At 69.8% G+C, this 15,770-nt stretch carries 15 protein-coding genes; 9 read left to right on the top strand and 6 right to left on the bottom strand.

The window, feature by feature from the left end; genetic code table 11:
* Window positions 1–99 precede the first annotated feature (99 nt).
* From V5F63_RS00535 to V5F63_RS00525, 3 genes are all read right to left on the bottom strand, one after another.
* Complete coding sequence (locus V5F63_RS00535) at window positions 100–1,020, bottom strand: DUF2076 domain-containing protein (RefSeq protein ID WP_394101264.1); 921 nt, start codon at window positions 1,018–1,020, stop codon at window positions 100–102.
* Window positions 1,021–1,120: 100 nt separating this feature from the next.
* Window positions 1,121–2,449, bottom strand: a complete 1,329-nt coding sequence (gene ispG / locus V5F63_RS00530; RefSeq protein WP_245327285.1) for a flavodoxin-dependent (E)-4-hydroxy-3-methylbut-2-enyl-diphosphate synthase — start codon at window positions 2,447–2,449, stop codon at window positions 1,121–1,123.
* A 116-nt stretch (window positions 2,450–2,565) separates the two neighbouring features.
* Complete coding sequence (locus V5F63_RS00525) at window positions 2,566–3,030, bottom strand: Fur family transcriptional regulator (protein ID WP_209490089.1); 465 nt, start codon at window positions 3,028–3,030, stop codon at window positions 2,566–2,568.
* Window positions 3,031–3,309: 279 nt separating this feature from the next.
* On the opposite strand from V5F63_RS00525, the gene V5F63_RS00520 reads away from it, so the two are divergent.
* Both V5F63_RS00520 and V5F63_RS00515 read left to right on the top strand, forming a co-directional pair.
* The gene (locus V5F63_RS00520; protein WP_209487063.1) at window positions 3,310–4,092 is read left to right on the top strand and encodes a 3-hydroxybutyrate dehydrogenase; all 783 of its coding nucleotides are present in this window, start codon (window positions 3,310–3,312) and stop codon (window positions 4,090–4,092) included.
* A 16-nt stretch (window positions 4,093–4,108) separates the two neighbouring features.
* Window positions 4,109–5,149, top strand: a complete 1,041-nt coding sequence (locus V5F63_RS00515; RefSeq protein ID WP_209487057.1) for a patatin-like phospholipase family protein — start codon at window positions 4,109–4,111, stop codon at window positions 5,147–5,149.
* 33 nt (window positions 5,150–5,182) lie between these two features.
* On the opposite strand, the gene V5F63_RS00510 is transcribed toward V5F63_RS00515, so the two are convergent.
* A complete protein-coding gene (locus V5F63_RS00510) occupies window positions 5,183–5,710 on the bottom strand; it encodes a hypothetical protein (protein ID WP_209487055.1) in 528 nt (175 codons plus the stop codon).
* An 83-nt stretch (window positions 5,711–5,793) separates the two neighbouring features.
* On the opposite strand from V5F63_RS00510, the gene V5F63_RS00505 reads away from it, so the two are divergent.
* The 3 genes from V5F63_RS00505 to V5F63_RS00495 all read left to right on the top strand — a co-directional run bounded on the left by V5F63_RS00505 (window position 5,794) and on the right by V5F63_RS00495 (window position 9,896).
* A complete protein-coding gene (locus V5F63_RS00505; protein WP_394101263.1) occupies window positions 5,794–6,363 on the top strand; it encodes an O-acetyl-ADP-ribose deacetylase in 570 nt (189 codons plus the stop codon).
* The gene (locus V5F63_RS00500; protein WP_394101262.1) at window positions 6,323–7,147 is read left to right on the top strand and encodes an RluA family pseudouridine synthase; all 825 of its coding nucleotides are present in this window, start codon (window positions 6,323–6,325) and stop codon (window positions 7,145–7,147) included. The genes V5F63_RS00505 and V5F63_RS00500 overlap by 41 nt, the downstream gene beginning before the upstream one ends.
* 91 nt (window positions 7,148–7,238) lie before the next feature.
* Entirely contained in the window at window positions 7,239–9,896 is a 2,658-nt protein-coding gene (locus V5F63_RS00495; RefSeq protein ID WP_394101261.1) for a TIGR02302 family protein, read from the top strand.
* 19 nt (window positions 9,897–9,915) lie between these two features.
* Here V5F63_RS00495 and V5F63_RS00490 read toward each other — a convergent pair whose 3' ends face one another.
* Together V5F63_RS00490 and V5F63_RS00485 are read right to left on the bottom strand one after the other, a co-directional pair.
* The gene (locus V5F63_RS00490) at window positions 9,916–10,359 is read right to left on the bottom strand and encodes an NfeD family protein (RefSeq protein WP_394101411.1); all 444 of its coding nucleotides are present in this window, start codon (window positions 10,357–10,359) and stop codon (window positions 9,916–9,918) included.
* Window positions 10,360–10,365: 6 nt separating this feature from the next.
* The gene (locus V5F63_RS00485; protein ID WP_394028418.1) at window positions 10,366–11,358 is read right to left on the bottom strand and encodes an SPFH domain-containing protein; all 993 of its coding nucleotides are present in this window, start codon (window positions 11,356–11,358) and stop codon (window positions 10,366–10,368) included.
* A 332-nt stretch (window positions 11,359–11,690) separates the two neighbouring features.
* Between V5F63_RS00485 and V5F63_RS00480 the strand changes: the two genes are divergently transcribed.
* Genes V5F63_RS00480 through V5F63_RS00465 form a run of 4 tightly spaced genes read left to right on the top strand, consistent with a single transcriptional unit; the run spans window position 11,691 to window position 15,767 of the window.
* Window positions 11,691–12,164, top strand: a complete 474-nt coding sequence (locus V5F63_RS00480) for a division/cell wall cluster transcriptional repressor MraZ (RefSeq protein ID WP_209487041.1) — start codon at window positions 11,691–11,693, stop codon at window positions 12,162–12,164.
* Complete coding sequence (rsmH, locus tag V5F63_RS00475; RefSeq protein ID WP_394028419.1) at window positions 12,161–13,198, top strand: 16S rRNA (cytosine(1402)-N(4))-methyltransferase RsmH; 1,038 nt, start codon at window positions 12,161–12,163, stop codon at window positions 13,196–13,198. The genes V5F63_RS00480 and rsmH overlap by 4 nt, the downstream gene beginning before the upstream one ends.
* 5 nt (window positions 13,199–13,203) lie before the next feature.
* Complete coding sequence (gene ftsL, locus V5F63_RS00470; protein ID WP_394028420.1) at window positions 13,204–13,809, top strand: cell division protein FtsL; 606 nt, start codon at window positions 13,204–13,206, stop codon at window positions 13,807–13,809.
* Between the two features lie 11 nt (window positions 13,810–13,820).
* Window positions 13,821–15,767, top strand: coding sequence for a peptidoglycan D,D-transpeptidase FtsI family protein (locus tag V5F63_RS00465; RefSeq protein WP_394101260.1), 1,947 nt, complete (start codon window positions 13,821–13,823; stop codon window positions 15,765–15,767).
* The last annotated feature ends 3 nt before the right edge of the window (window positions 15,768–15,770 follow it).

Raw genomic sequence — 15,770 nt, 5'->3', positions numbered from 1 at the left:
CCCCATCGGCGCCTGCGAGTCCATGACGAACCCTGCCCGGCAAACGAAAACGGCGACGCAGAGCGCCGCCGTCGTCATTGATCGGTCTGTCGGGGGATGTCAGGCCCAGTTGCTGTCGTCGCCGCCGTCGTCCCAGCCGGCCTCATCGCCGATGTCGTCATAGCCGGTGTCTTCCGGGCCGGCCTCGGTCTCGCCGGCATCCTGCTGGCTGGCGCCGTTCCAGAAATTGTCGGTGCCGGCATTCTGGCCGCCCAGCGCCGCCTGCGCATCCTGTCCGAGGTTGCCAGTACCGGGGGTCTCCGGCTTGCCGAGTTCCGCCGCAGCAGCCTGGGCCACCGCGCCACCACCGCCGGTCATCATGTTCTTGATGCCGTCATAGAGGAGCGCGCCACCGGCGACGCCCGCTGCCGTGGCGAGCGCGCCCTGGAGGAACCCGCCGCCGCTGCGCTGGGGCGCGGCCTGCTGGGCCCAAGGCCCGCCTTGCGGGGAGTACCCGCCTTGCTGGGAGTAGCCGCCCTGCTGGCCATAACCCTGCTGCGGATACCCGCCCTGCTGGGCGTATCCCTGCTGGCCGTAGCCCGTCGGAAGCCCCATGGGCTGACCGGGCTGCTGGCCGGCGGGCTGGCCCCAAGCCTGACCAGCGACCTGACCAGCGGCCTGACCGGAGGGCTGGCTGGCATACTGGCCGCCATCGCGCGCGCCAGCGGACGGAACGGACGAGCGCCCGCCGCCGAACAGGCCGCCGAGGAAACCGCCGGAGCCCGACTGGCGCTGCTGCGCCTCGGCCGCGCGGGCCTCGGCATCGGCGAGCTGGGCTTCCAGATCCTGGATGTGACCATAGGCCTGCTGCAAGGCGTGCTCCTGCACCAGCACGCTCTGGGCAAGGGCGTAGGTCGCGTGGGGTGCCTCGGCGACGCGGCGCGCGATGAGCGCCTCGGCCTCCGCATCGCGCGGCTGGCTGGCAACACTGCGCATGCGATCGAACAGGCCGTCGATCAGGGCACGTTCCTCGGGGGTCATTTCCGCCTCCGGTAAGAGATGGCGGGGATATGAGCAGGCCACCGTGGCCGGGAAAGGGCCTCCCGGATGAAATTTTTGTAACGCGCGGGGCGCGGCCCGATCACTCCGCCGCGTCGGCCGGGGTGCCACTCTCTACCGCGCTCGTCCCGCCGCCGATGCCGAAGCGCTTCTCCACATAGGCTTCCACCAACTGGCGGAATTCCTCCTGGATGTTGGCGCCGCGCAGGGTCACGGCCTTCTTCCCGTCGATGAAGACGGGGGCGGAGGGGGTCTCGCCGGTCCCGGGCAGCGAGATGCCGATATCGGCATGCTTGCTCTCGCCCGGCCCGTTCACGATGCAGCCCATCACGGCCACGTTGAGCGTCTCGACGCCGGGATATTGCGCCTTCCACACCGGCATCCGGGTGCGGATCATGTCCTGCACGCTCTGCGCCAGCTCCTGGAACACGGTGGAGGTGGTGCGCCCGCAGCCGGGGCAGGCGGCCACCAGCGGCACGAAGGTGCGCAGGCCCATGGTCTGCAGGATTTCCTGCGCCACCTGCACCTCGCGGGTGCGGTCGCCGTTGGGCTCGGGGGTCAGCGACACGCGGATGGTATCGCCGATGCCCTGCTGGAGCACCACGCCCATGGCGGCGGTGGAGGCGACGATGCCCTTCGATCCCATGCCCGCCTCGGTAAGACCGAGGTGCAGGGCATAGTCCGAGCGGCGCGCCAGCTCGGAATAGACCGCGATCAGATCCTGCACCGCCGAGACCTTGGCGGAGAGGATGATGCGGTTGCGGCCGAGGCCGATCTCCTCCGCCAGCGCCGCAGACAGCAGCGCCGAGCGCACCAGCGCCTCGCGGGTGACCGCCCGCGCCTCGGCGGGCTGCGGCAGGGCCGCGTTCTCGTCCATGAGGCGGGTCAGCAATTCGCCGTCCAGCGAGCCCCAGTTGGCGCCGATGCGCACCGGCTTGTCGTGCCGGATGGCGGTCTCGACGATGGCGGCGAACTGCCGGTCCTTCTTGTCGCCGAAGCCGACATTGCCGGGATTGATGCGGTATTTCGCCAGCGCTTCCGCACAGGCTGGGTGATCGGCCAGCAGCTTGTGGCCGATGTAATGGAAATCGCCCACCAGCGGCACGTCGATGCCCATCGCCAGCAGCTTCTCGTGGATATGCGGGACGGCGGCGGCCGCCTCGTCGCGGTCCACGGTGATGCGCACGATCTCGGATCCGGCGCGGGCCAGCGCCGCCACCTGCCGCACTGTACCGGCGATGTCGGCCGTGTCGGTGTTGGTCATGGACTGGACCACCACCGGCGCCCCGCCGCCGACCATCACCCGGCCGACCGGGACGCCCACAGTCACATGCCGCCGGGCCGGGCCGGCCTCAAGCAGATCGACGGGAACCACGGGCGCGGCGCTGGAGAGGGTGTCGGCGCTGGTCATGGGTCAGGTCCTCGAACGACGGGCGATCCGTGGGTGTACGGCGCCGGGGCAGGCGTGGACCGCGAGGCAAGCGGAGGATGCGGTCGGGCTTCGAGTAGGCCGGGGGCTGGAAAGAATCAACCGCCGGCCGTTTCGGGGGTGACCGGCGGGAGCGCGGCTGCCGCCTCGCGGCAATGGGCGCATGAGCCCGCCACCTCCAGCACACGCTGTCGCGGCTCAAATCCCGCAGCCCGCGCCGCCCAGGCGAGATCGCGGCCGATGGCATGGGAGCCCACCTCCCGCGTCAGGCCGCAGTGCTCGCAGATGAGGAAGACCACCACGTCGGTATCATCGTGAGTATGGGCGCAAGCGAGATAGGCGTTGCGGCTCTCGATGCGGTGGGCCAGCCCCTCCGCCACAAGGAAATCCAGCACCCGATAGACCGACATGGGCGGCGCCGGGTCGCCGGCGTCGGACAGCTTCTGCACGATCTCGTAGGCGCCCAGTGGCACATGGCTCTCCGCCAGCGCCTTCATGACGTTGCGCCGCAGGGGCGTCATGCGCAGGCCCTTGCGCGCGCAGCACTCCTCCACGCGCGACATGGCGCCTGCCACGCATTGGCCGTGGTCGTGGTCCTTGGTATGGGCGTCGGTGCGGGTCACCCTGCAAATCTAGTGGATGTCCCCCGTTTCCGCCACGGGTCGGGCGAACGAAGGGAAGGGGAAGACCGGCCCGCCGCATTGCACCGCACCGGACGGCGTTGCAATCTGCCGTCGGCAGGCGTCCTCGGGGATGCCTGCGCGTGACAGCAGCGTCACACCGTTCCGCTACACCGTGCCGCCGGTCCCACAGGGGCCGTGCCGCTTTTTCGGGGATAAGCCATGCTCAAGGGGAAGGTCGCCGTCGTCACCGGGTCCACCAGCGGAATCGGCCTCGCCTATGCGCGGGCCTTCGCCAAGGAAGGCGCGAACGTCGTCATCAACGGCCTCGGCGACGCCGCCGCCATCGAGAAGGAGCGCGCCGCCATCGAGAGCGATTTCGGCGTGAAGGCGCTCTATTCGGCGGCCAACATGCTGAAGGCGGACGAGATCGAAGGCATGGTGAAGCTCGCCGAGACCGAGCTCGGCGCCTGCGACATCCTGGTCAACAACGCCGGCATCCAGCACGTGGCGCCGATCGAGGAATTCCCGATCGACACCTGGAACATGATCATCGCCATCAACCTGTCGGCGGCCTTCTTCGCCATGCGCGCGGCCATTCCCGGCATGAAGGCGAAGAAGTGGGGCCGCATCATCAACACTGCCTCGGCCCATGCGCTGGTGGCCTCGCCCTTCAAGTCCGCCTACGTCTCGGCCAAGCACGGCATCGCCGGCCTCACCAAGACCGCCGCGCTCGAGACCGCGACCTTCGGCATCACCTGCAACGCCATCTGCCCCGGCTACGTCTGGACCCCCCTGGTGGAGAAGCAGATTCCGGATACCGCCAAGGCGCGCGGCATGACCGAGGAAGAGGTGAAGAAGAACGTGCTTCTCGCCGCCCAGCCCACGAAGGAATTCGTGACGGTGGAGGAAGTGGCGGCGCTGGCGGTGTTCCTGTGCTCCGACAACGCCCGGTCCATCACCGGCTCCATGCAGCAGATCGACGGCGGCTGGGTGGCGGAGTGACGCCGGGGCTGGTGCCGTGACCCGGCGCGACGGCGTCAAGCCGCTCAGCCTCGCGCTCCAGGGGGGAGGCGCCCACGGCGCCTTCACCTGGGGTGTGCTGGATCGCCTGCTGCAGGACGAGCGCATCGCCATCGCCGGCATCACCGGCACCAGCGCGGGCGCGATGAACGCGGTGGTGCTTGCGGCCGGCCTCGCCAAGGGCGACCCCGGGGAGGCGCGCCACGCCCTCTCCCAGTTCTGGAAGGACGTGTCGCGGGACGGGCGCATGTCGCCCATCCAGCGGTCGGCGTTCGACCGGCTCATGGGCAACTGGTCGCTGGCGAACAACCCCGTCTATCTCGCCTTTGAGGTGGCCTCGCGCTTCCTGTCGCCCTACGACTTCAATCCGCTGAACATCAATCCGCTGCGCGAGATTCTCGAGGCCCATGTGGACTTCGAGGCCATCCGCACGTCGCAGGTGAAGGTGTTCATCTCCGCCACCAACGTCCATACCGGCCGTGCCCGCATCTTCGGGCACGAGGAGATGACGGCGGACGCGGTGATGGCCTCCGCCTGCCTGCCCTTCCTGTTCCAGGCGGTGGAGATCGACGGCGTGCCCTATTGGGACGGCGGCTACATGGGCAACCCGCCGCTCTTCCCGCTCTATGAGATGGCGGACGCTGACGACATCCTGCTGGTCCAGATCAACCCGGTTGTGCGCGACACGACGCCCCGCACCGCCAGCGAAATCCAGAACCGGATCAACGAGATCACCTTCAACGCCTCGCTGCTTGCGCAGCTTAGGGCGATCGACAATGCGGCGAAGCTGATCGAGCAGGGGCTCATCAGCCGCTGGACCCTGGGCGGCTCGCCCTTCCGCCGGGTGCGGCTGCACCGCATCGGCGGCGAGCATCAATTGGCGGCGCTCGACGCCACCTCCAAGCTCAACGCGGAATGGTCCTTCCTCCAGCATCTGCGCGACCTCGGCCGGGCAGCGGCAGAAAGCTTCCTCACCGAGCATTTCGACGACCTCGGCCGCCGCTCGACGCTCGATCTCAGGCTGGAACTGGCAGATTGAGGCAGGCCCGCCGGAGCGGACCTGCCAGGTTCATCAGCCGCGAGAATCCTTTTTGGCCTGCGCCACCGCCACGAACTTGGTGACGCGCCCGGCCTCGCCGGAGGCGGAGCCGATGCGCTGAAGGCGCGTGCGCTCCTTCGGATTCATCCCCGTGTTGGGGCGCGGCAGGTTGGCGGGGCGCTTGGCGCGCTTGGAATCCCGCTTCAGCTCCAGCGCCTTGTGGGCATTTTCCACCAGCTCTACCCGGGCCGCCTGGGTGCGGCGGCGGGTCTGCTCGCGGCGGGCGCGGGTAAGGGCATCGGTGAGAACGGAGGCCTTCTGGCGGTTGCCGGAATCGGCCTTGTCGAACGTCACCTCACCGCGACCACCCTTGCCGCGCAACGCGCGCCGCTGGTTGTTGGCGATGGTGAGGGCGCGATCCCGGCGCTCGCGCAATTGGGCAACGAGGTCGTTGACCTCGCCGTCGCCGAGGGCGGTCACCACGGGCTGGCGGGACTTTTCCACCAGCTCCACTTCCGATTCCGTGAGAAGGCGGCGTTCCGTCTTGCGGGGATGGGCCATGGGGCGGATCTCCTTCTTGTTTTCCGACCCCTATGGCTACGCCACCGATTGTGAGGATTGTGAGACGTCAGGGAGCTTCGACCATGAGCCGATCAATGGCCCCCGATGGCGCGGCACCCCGCGGCCCCGCGGCCTGCGAGGTGATCGTCGCCGATATCACCCGCCTTGCCACTGACGCCATCGTGAACGCTGCCAACGCCTCCCTGCTCGGCGGCGGCGGCGTGGACGGCGCCATCCATCGGGCAGCCGGGCCGGAGCTCGTGGCCCATTGCCGAACGCTGGGCGGTTGCCTCACCGGTGAGGCACGGCTCACCCCCGGCTTCCGGCTGCCGGCGCGCCATGTGATCCATACCGTCGGTCCGGTCTGGCGGGGCGGCGGCGCGGATGAGGATGCGCTGCTCGCTTCCTGCTACCGGGAAAGCCTCCGGCTGGCGGACGAAGCGGGCCTTGCCTCCCTCGCCTTCCCCGCCATCTCCACGGGCATCTATGGATTCCCGCCGGAGCGCGCCGCCCCACTGGCGGTCGGCGCCGTCCTCGACCATCTTGGTCGCCCCGGCAGCGTGACCCGCGTGGTCTTCTGCTGCTTCTCGCAAGGCTCCGCCGACCTCCATCATGACGCCCTCCGCGCCCACGGCATCCCAGCCCGCTCCTGACACCGGGCGCGATCTCCCCCTCCTCCACCGCGACGGGCTGATGCTCATCATCGACAAGCCCTACGGCCTGCCCGTCCACGCCGGGCCGAAGGGTGGGGAGACGCTGGCCGATCATCTCGACGCTTTGCGCTTCGGCCTGCCCCGCGCGCCGGAGCTCGCCCACCGGCTGGACAAGGACACGTCCGGCTGCCTCGTGCTCGGCCGCCATACCAAGGCGCTGGCCCAGCTTGGAAAGCTGTTCGCCAGCGGGGCCGTGGGGAAGACTTATGTCGCCGTCACCCTCGGTGCGCCGACGGCGGACTCCGGCCGCATCGACCAGCCCCTGGCCAAGCGCTCGCCGCATCGCGGCTGGTGGATGCAGGCGGTGCCCAAGGGCTCGCCCGGTGCACAGGAAGCGATCACCGATTTCCAGGTGCTGCACCGGGCGGGCGATCTTGCCGTGATCGCCCTCTCGCCGGTCACGGGGCGCACTCACCAGCTGCGCGCGCACCTCTCCCATCTTGGGACACCCATCCTTGGCGATGCGATCTATGGCGGCGCCTCGCGCCTGCCGGGCGGGCCGAAGCTGCACCTGCATTCGCGCCGCGTGGTGGTGCCGCTCAAGGCGGGCGCGCCGCCGGTGGACGTGAGCGCCCCTTTGCCGCCGCATATGTGCGAGACGCTTTCCCTCCTCGGCCTCGATCCGGCCGCCGTGGGCTTGGCCGCCGATCAGGTCGCCTTCGCCAAGGTCGCCGGGCACATCCGGCCCGCGCGGGCGGATCACGAGACAGGTCACGGTGCGTGACCAATTTGTGAAGACGGTTCCGCAAGGGCAATCTGGCTCGGGACTTGCTGCGTGTTAAGCTGCCGGCGACGGGACAGGAAAGGGAGAGGGTGTGAGCGCATCTCGCGACGGAAAGCTCCCGCGCAGGCCCGAGGACCGCACCCCGGAAGACCACGCGCGCGAGCTTCTTGACCGCGCCATCGGCCGCGCTCGCTACGCTCTGTTCTGGGAACGGGCCTGGCCCGCCTTGGCCCGCGCCGGTGTGCCGCTGGCGCTGTTTCTCGCGGTTTCCTTCGCCGGCGTCTGGCTTTCGGCGCCGATCTGGGCGCGCATCGCCGGCGTCCTCCTGTTCGCGCTCGCCATCTTGTTCGCCGCCCGCCCGCTGCTGGCCCTGCGCTGGCCCAGCCGGGAGGAGGCGGTGGCGCGGCTGGACGCCAGGAGCGCCCTCGCCCACCGCCCCGCCACCGCCATTTCCGACAGCCTCGCCACCCGCCCGGACGATCCGGTCGGCGCGGCGCTGTGGCGCGCGCACCTGAACCGCGCGCTCGCCGCCGCGCGGACGCTGAAGGCCGGCACGCCCGCCCCCGGGCTCGCCCGTCTCGATCCTCGCGCCTTCCGCGCGCTGGCGGTTCTGGCGCTGGCGGCCACGGTCTTCATGGCACCGGGGCAGCATCTGTCGCGCATCGGCGCGGCCTTCGACTGGAAAACCATCGTCCCGCCCCCGCCCTACCGGCTGGATGCCTGGATTGATCCGCCCGCTTATACCGGCCGCCCGCCCGTGGTGCTGCCGGGCCTGCGCTCGGACGACCCCACCTCGCTCAACGCCGCCGCCCTCCAGGTGCCGGCGGGCAGCACGCTGGTGGTGCGCGGCTCCGGCATCGACACGGCCGCCCTCAAGCTCGAAGGCGGCATAACCGAGACGAAGCCCGAGGGCGATACACCTGCGCCGGCCGGCGAGAAGCGCTACGTGATCCGCGAGGATTCCGATGTCAGCTTCCTCGGTCCCGACCAGCGCCGCCTCTCCTGGCACTTCAAGGTGCTGGCCGACCAGAAGCCCACCATCAGCTTCGCCAAGGATCCGCAGCCCGGCCAGCGCAACACTCTGGTGCTCGCCTACCGGATGGAGGACGATTACGGGGTGAAGGAGGCCGAGGCGCTGTTCGCGCCTTTGCCGCCCGAGCCGCCCCTCTTCCCCCGCCCCGGTTCGACGCCGCGCAAGATGGCGCAGCCGCTGGTGCCTCCGCCCGAGTTCAAGCTGACCCTGCCGGCCGGCGGGCGCACCGGCGCGGCGCAGACCTCCAAGGATCTGGTGGCGCATCCCTGGGCCGGTGCCCGCGTGGAGGTTCATCTCAAGGCCCGCGACGACGCCGGCAACGAGGGCGTGAGCGAGACGAAGACCGTCCGCCTGCCCGCCCGCGCCTTCTCGAAGCCCGTCGCCAAGGCGCTGATCGACGAACGCCGCCGCCTTGCCTTCGACGCCAGCAACCGGCGCCGGCTGGTCACGGTGCTGGAAGGCCTCACCATCGCGCCGGCGCAGTTCACCCCCGGTGCCGGCGAATATCTCGGCCTGCGCACGGCGCTCGCCCGGGCGAAGAACGCCCGCAACGACGACGATCTGCGATCGCTGGTGGACTATCTCTGGGAAGTCGCGGTCCTGATCGAGGACGGCACCCTCTCGGATGCCGAGCGCGAGCTGCGCGCCGCCCAGGAGGCGCTGCGCGAGGCGCTGGAGCGCGGCGCCAGCGACGAGGAGATCAAGCGCCTCACGCAGGATCTTCGCGCGGCCATGGAAAAGATGATGCGCCAGCTGGCCGAGGAGGCGCGCCGCGACAGCGGCACGGACGCCCGCCCGCTCGATCCCAACGCCCGCATCGTTCGCCCGCAGGACCTGCAGAAGATGCTGGACCGCATCGAGAATCTCGCCCGCTCCGGCAACAAGGACGCGGCCCGCGAACTGCTCGACCAGCTCCAGGCCATGATGGAGAACATGCGCCCCGGCAGCCGGCAGGCCGGCCGCCAGCAGCAGGGCCAGCAGCAGCAGAGCGAAATCGGCAAGATGATCCAGGAGCAGCAGCGCCTGCGCGACCGCACCTGGCGTCAGAACCGCGAAGGCCAGCAGGGGCAACAGGGTCAGCAAGGACAGCGCGGCCAGCAGGGGCAGCAAGGTCAACAGGGTCAGGGACAGCAGCCGGGCGAGAACGGCTTCTCGGAGTTGCAGCAGGGCCAGCAGGAGCTGCGCAAGCGCCTCGGCCGCATGCTCGACCAGATGCGCCGGATGCAAGAGGGCCAGGGGCAAGGCCAACAGGGACAAGGCCAGCAGGGTCAGGGGCAGCAAGGCCAGAACGGCGAAGGCGGCGAAGGCGACGCCATGGGCCGGGCCGGCGAGGCCATGGGCCGCGCGGAGCAGGCCATGCGCGAGGCGGAGGAAGCCCTCGGGCGCGGCGAGGGCCAGGGCGCGCTTGATGCCGAGGGCCGCGCCCTCCAGTCGCTCCGGCAGGGCGCGCAGGCCATGGCCGAGGCGCAGCGCGGCCAGCAGGAGGGTCAGGGTCCCGGAGGTCCCGGCGAGGAGAGCGCCCAGCGCACCGACCCCCTCGGCCGCCCGCTGCGCAGCCAGGACTATGGCGACGATTTCACCGTGAAGGTGCCGGACGAGGTGGACGCCCAGCGCGCCCGTCGCGTGCTGGAAGAGCTGCGCCGCCGGCTGGAACAGCCGGAGCGCCCGCAGATCGAGCTCGACTATCTCGAACGTCTGCTGCGCGGGCTGAACTGAGGCGAACGGTGGGGAGGCGTCAGCCCTCCACCGGCTCAACCTTCAGCGTCGCGCCGTCGGCGCCGGTCACGCGCACGTCTCGGCCTGCGGCGACATCGGGGCCTTCCACGCGCCACACCGTGTCGCCGATGCGCACCCGCCCGGTGCCACCCATGATGGGAGCATCGAGCGTGAACACCCGGCCGACGAATTCCTCTGCCCGCCGGTTGAGAAAGGGTCGGTCGGAGGCCTTGCCCGGCGCCGGGCTGATGCGCCGGCCGATGAGGACGGCGACCACCGCCAGCGCGGCGAACACCAGCACTTCCACTTGCCACGCGAGCGCGATCCCATAGGCAATCGCGCCGGTGACCAGCGCCGCGAGCCCGAGCCACAGCAGGAACGCCCCCGGCGCCGCGATCTCCGCAACCAGCAGCACGCCGCCGAGGACGAACCAGGCCCAGGGGCCGAGATGGGTGAGGAGCATCACGGCTCAGTCCTCCCGGGGCGGCACGGTCGCGGGGCCGGTGGGCCGGCGGCCAGACGGACGCGGAGCGGATACGCCCTCCGCCCCGAAAGCGCCCTTGGCGATCTCGCCGATGCCGGCGAGGGAAGAGAGCAGCGCCGTGCCCTCATAGGGCATGAGCACCACCTTCTGGTTGGGCGCCGCGCCCATGGTCTCGAACGCCTTCACGTATTTCTCGGCGATGTAATAGTTGAGCGCGGCCGGATCGCCGCTCGCCACCGCGACGGACAGCATCTCCGTGGCCTTGGCATCGGCCTGCGCGAGCCGCTCGCGGGCTTCGGCGTCCCGGAACGCGGCCTCGCGGCGGCCCTCGGCCTGCAGGATCTGGCCCTGCTTCTGGCCCTCCGCCTTGAGAATCTCCGACTGGCGCTGGCCCTCGGCCTCGAGGATCACGGCGCGCTTCTCGCGTTCCGCCTTCATCTGGCGGCCCATGGCGTTCACGAGGTCGGCGGGCGGCACGATGTCCTTGATCTCGATGCGGGTCATCTTGATGCCCCACGGCGAGGCCGCTGCATCCACCACCGTCAGCAGGCGCACGTTGATCTCGTCGCGGTGGGACAAAAGCTGGTCGAGGTCCATGGAGCCCATGACCGTGCGGATGTTGGTCATGGTCAGCGCGAGGATGGCGGTGTCGAGCCGCGCGACCTCATAGGAGGCGCGGGCGGCGTCGAAGACCTGGAAGAACACCACGCCGTCCACCGTCACGGTGGCATTGTCCTTGGTGATGACCTCCTGGCTCGGAACGTCGATCACCTGCTCCATCACGTTCACGCGGTTGCCGATGCGATCGATGAACGGAACGATGAGGTTGAGGCCGGGCATCAGCGTCTTGGTGTACCGGCGGAAGCGCTCCACCGTGTACTGGTAGCCCTGCGGCACCGTCTTCACGCCGGAGAAGACCACCGCCACGGCCAGCACCAGCAGCACCAGCACGAACAGATTGGGACCGATCTCGATCATGGGGCGCCCCTTCGGCCGGCCCCCTGCGGCCGGTGGCGCATATGGCCATGGGCAAGGGGGCAGGGGCAAGGCGCGCGCAGGAGGGGCGGAACGCGACGGAACGGAAGGGGAAGACGGGACTCACTCCGATTCGCGCGCGATTCGTTCGCGCGATGTTCCCCTTGAGCCGGGCGACCGTCCCGTTTCGGGACGGCTCTGCCCATGCCGTTTCGTTGACGGCCCATGCCAGCCCATGATAACCCATAAGCACCCATGAACAGGATGGACGGCCGTCGCCGTCATGCGGGCGGCCTTGAGCGGCGCCCGCCGCAACACGAGGGCACCCGGGCGCCATGGACCGCTTCGTGTCCACCTACACGATGCGCCTTGACGCCAAGGGCCGGGTCTCCATCCCCGCGCCCTACCGGACGGTGCTGATGAAGGACGGCGCGGACGGCCTCTATTGCCATCCGAGCCTCGCGGAACCGGCGCTGGATGCCGGCGGCAACCGTCTGGTCGGCGAGATCGACGCGCTGATCGGCAGCTACCCGCCCTATTCCGAGGCGCGCGAGGAGCTGGCTGCCGCCCTCTATGGCACCAGCGAGACGCTGCGCATCGACCCGGAGGGCCGGGTGGTGCTGACGGAGACATTGAAGGCCCATGCGGCGATCACCGACCAGGTGGCGTTCGTCGGGCTAGGACACAAGTTCCGGATCTGGGAACCGGAGCGGCTGAAGGCACATCTCGCGGAGGCCACCCGACGGGTGCGCGAGCTGCGCCAGGCCATCGGCTCCCGAGCGGAGAACCCGAGGGGCGAACGGACATGACGACGGGCCACGGGGTCGGCCCCGCCGACGCCGCTGGCGGACCGGCCCGTCATCTGCCGGTGATGCTCCGCGAGGTTCTCGCGCACCTCGCGCCGAAGGACGCCGGCCATTATGTGGACGGCACCTTCGGCGCGGGAGGTTATACCTCCGCCATCCTCGCCGCGGCCGACTGCCAGGTGCTCGCCATCGACCGCGACCCCACGGCGATCGCCGCCGGGCAGACGCTGGTGGAAGCCTCCGGCAAGCGCCTCCTCCTCGTGCAGGACCGCTTCTCCCGGCTCGACGAGATCGCCGCCGAGCAGGATTTCGCCCCGCTCGACGGCGTGGTGCTGGACATCGGCGTCTCCTCCATGCAGCTCGACGAGGCCGAGCGCGGCTTCTCCTTCCGCCGCGACGGGCCTCTGGACATGCGCATGGGCGCGGACGGGCTCTCGGCCGCCGACCTCTGCGCCACGCTCGATGAAGTGCGCCTCGCCCATATCATCTGGACCTTCGGCGAGGAGCGGCATTCACGCGCCATCGCCAAGGCCATCGTGAAGGCGCGGGAGGAAGCGCCCATCACCCGCACGTCTCAGTTGGCGGAAATCGTGTCCCGCGTGGTGTGGGCGAAGCCCGGCGAGATGCATCCGGCCACCCGCACCTTCCAGGCCCTGCGGATCGCCGTGAACGAGGAATTGTCGGAGCTTGTGGAGGCGCTGGCCGCCGCCGAGCGGGCGCTCAGGCCGGGCGGGCGGCTGGTGGTCGTCACCTTCCATTCGCTGGAGGACAGGATCGTTAAGACTTTTCTGTCACACCGGTCAAAGGCACCGTCCGCCTCGCGCCACCAGCCGCAAGCGGAAGGGCCGGAGCCCTCCTTCCGCCTCGTGGCGAAGGGAGCGGTAGAGCCCGGTCCCGACGAAGTGGCAGGCAACCCGCGCTCCAGGTCCGCGAAACTTCGCGCGGCCGAGCGCACGGACGCCCCGGCGCATCCGGGCGGTGACCTGATGGGGCTGCTTCCGCCTCCATCACCGCAACGCGCAGGGCGGAGACGCTAGTCGAGATGTTTCGGGTCGCCAATGTCGTGATGGTCGTCGCGCTTCTGGTGACCGCCGCGGTGGTCTACCAGCTCAAGGTCTCGTCCACCGCCGAGGCCGAGCGGCTCGCCACCCTGCGCACCCAGATCCGCAAGGAGCGCGATTCGATCGCGCTGCTGCGCGCGGAATGGGCCCGCCGCACGTCGCCCATCTATATCCAGGGCCTCGCCGAGCGGCATCTCGACATGAAGCGGCTCGATGTCGATTCGATTTCCAGCCTCGACGATCTGCCCGCCAAGCCCGCCTCCGGCGGCGACGGCATCGGCGGCATGATCGAGGCACTGGTGGACGCACCTCTCGTCACGTCCTCGGCCGGCTCCAAGCCGACAGCCTCCACCACCGCGCCCACCAGCTCCGGCGGCGCCACCGTTCCGGCGACATCGGCGCTGCGCCCGGCGAACGCGCCGGTGGCGAAGCCGGTACCGAGCGCGTCGGCGACGCCCCGTCCCCCAGCCGCGCCGCGGCCCCTGCCCCCCATGCAGCCGGCGCCGGTCGCCGCCGCACCGGCCCCGCCCCCGGAGCCGACCAATCCCCTCGAAAAGCTCTCCGGATTCCTGGCCGGTTTCCGCTGACGAGGTCCGAAATGGCTGATCTGTCTTCCATCTCCGCCCGCCTCGCCCGCATGTGGGCCGGCATCGTCGCCGCCGTCGGCCCCGCGCTGCGGGACGCCGATGCCTCCTGCGCGGTCCTGCTCGATCGCCTTGGTGCCGGCAGCAAGGCCGCCGGTCGCGCCACGGCGCGCGCCTCCGCGCGGGCCGCCGTCGCGAGCTGGAACGTGGTATGGCCGTTCGCGGTGCATCTCGGACACCTCGCCTGGCGCGGTGTCCGCCACGTCGTGCGTGGCCTGTTCGGCCTCGACCGGGGCGATCCAGATACCGTGGCGCGCGGACGCATCAAGCTGGTGATGTTCGCGTTCTGCTGCCTGTTCGTGGCCATCGCGGTTCAGCTCTCCCACCTCGCCATGACCGCGGACGGCGGCGGCGGGCGCGGGCGCGGCTCGGATGCGGTGGCCTCCGCCCGCCCGGACATCATCGACCGCAACGGCGATATCGTCGCCATCGACGTGAAGTCCCCGTCCCTGTTCGCCGAGCCGCGCCGCCTCATCGACCCCGACGAGGCGCTGGAAGGCCTGCTCAAGGTGCTGCCCGACCTCGATGTCGAGGAGGCGCGCAAGCGCCTGAATTCCGGCAAGGGCTTCGCCTGGCTGAAGCGCGAGATCACGCCGGCGCAGATGCGCGCCATCCACCGGCTCGGGATTCCCGGCATCGGCTTCCTCAAGGAAAACCGCCGCATCTATCCCGACGGTCCCATCATCTCCCACGTGATGGGCGGCGTGAACGTGGACAACCAGGGCATTTCCGGCATCGAGAAGTGGATCGACAGCCGGGGCCTCGCCGAGCTGCATCTCGCCGGCTTCGCCACCGACCGGCAGCAGGAGCCGGTCCAGCTCTCCATGGACGTGCGCGTGCAGCACGCCGTGCGCGACGAACTGGTGAAGGCCAAGACCAAGTTCCAGGCGCTGCACGCCATGGGAATGGTCACCGATGTGAATACCGGCGAGATCATCTCGATGGTGTCGATCCCGGACTTCGACCCCAACATGTCCGGCAACCCCAAGGACGACGCCTATCTCAACCGCCTCACCACCGGCGTCTATGAGATGGGCTCGACCTTCAAGGCGCTGTCGTTCGCCATGGCGCTGGATTCGGGCAAGATCGGCCTGAATTCGAGCTTCGATGCCCGCGGCGCGCTGCATTTCGGCAAGTTCGCCATCCACGACTACCACGCCGAGAACCGCGTGCTCACCGTGCCGGAAATCTTCCTCGTCTCGTCCAACGTGGGCACGGCGAAGATGGTGCTCTCCCTGGGCGTGGAGGCGCACAAGGCGTTCCTGAAGAAGATGGGCCAGCTCGACCGGCTCAAGACCGAGCTGCCGGAAAGCTCAGAGCCCATCGTGCCGAAGCGCTGGGGCGAGCTGAACTCGGCCACCATCGCCTTCGGCCACGGCCTCTCCGTCGCCCCGCTGCAGGCGGTGATGGCGGTGAATTCCATGGTCAACGGCGGCTTCCTCATTCCGCCCACCTTCATCAAGCGCACGCCGGAAGAAGCGCAGAAGGTGGCGGTGCGCGTGCTCAAGCCCGAGACGTCGGACAAGATGCGCTACGTCATGCGCCTCAATGCCGAGAAGGGCTCAGCCAAGAAGGCCGAGGTGCCCGGCTTCCTCGTCGGCGGCAAGACCGGCACCGCCGAGAAGGTGGTGAACGGGCGCTACGCCAAGAACAAGCTGCTCACGTCCTTCACCGCGGTCTTCCCCATGGACAAGCCGCGCTACCTCGTTCTGGTGATGCTGGACGAGCCCAAGGCGACGCCCGAGACCTATGGCTACGCCACCTCGGGATGGAACGCCGCGCCCACGGCGGGCAAGATCGTCGAGCGCATCGCGCCCATGCTCAACATCGCGCCGCGCCAGAACCTGCCTGACGCGGAGCAGCTGCTGCGCATGCCGCTCAAGGTCGCCGACCGCAATTAACGT

Source organism: Xanthobacter wiegelii (assembly GCF_043193855.2).
GTDB classification, from domain to species: Bacteria; Pseudomonadota; Alphaproteobacteria; order Rhizobiales; family Xanthobacteraceae; genus Xanthobacter; species Xanthobacter flavus_A.
Note: the sequence above shows the minus strand (reverse complement) of the source record. Positions and strands in the feature narration are given on the sequence as shown.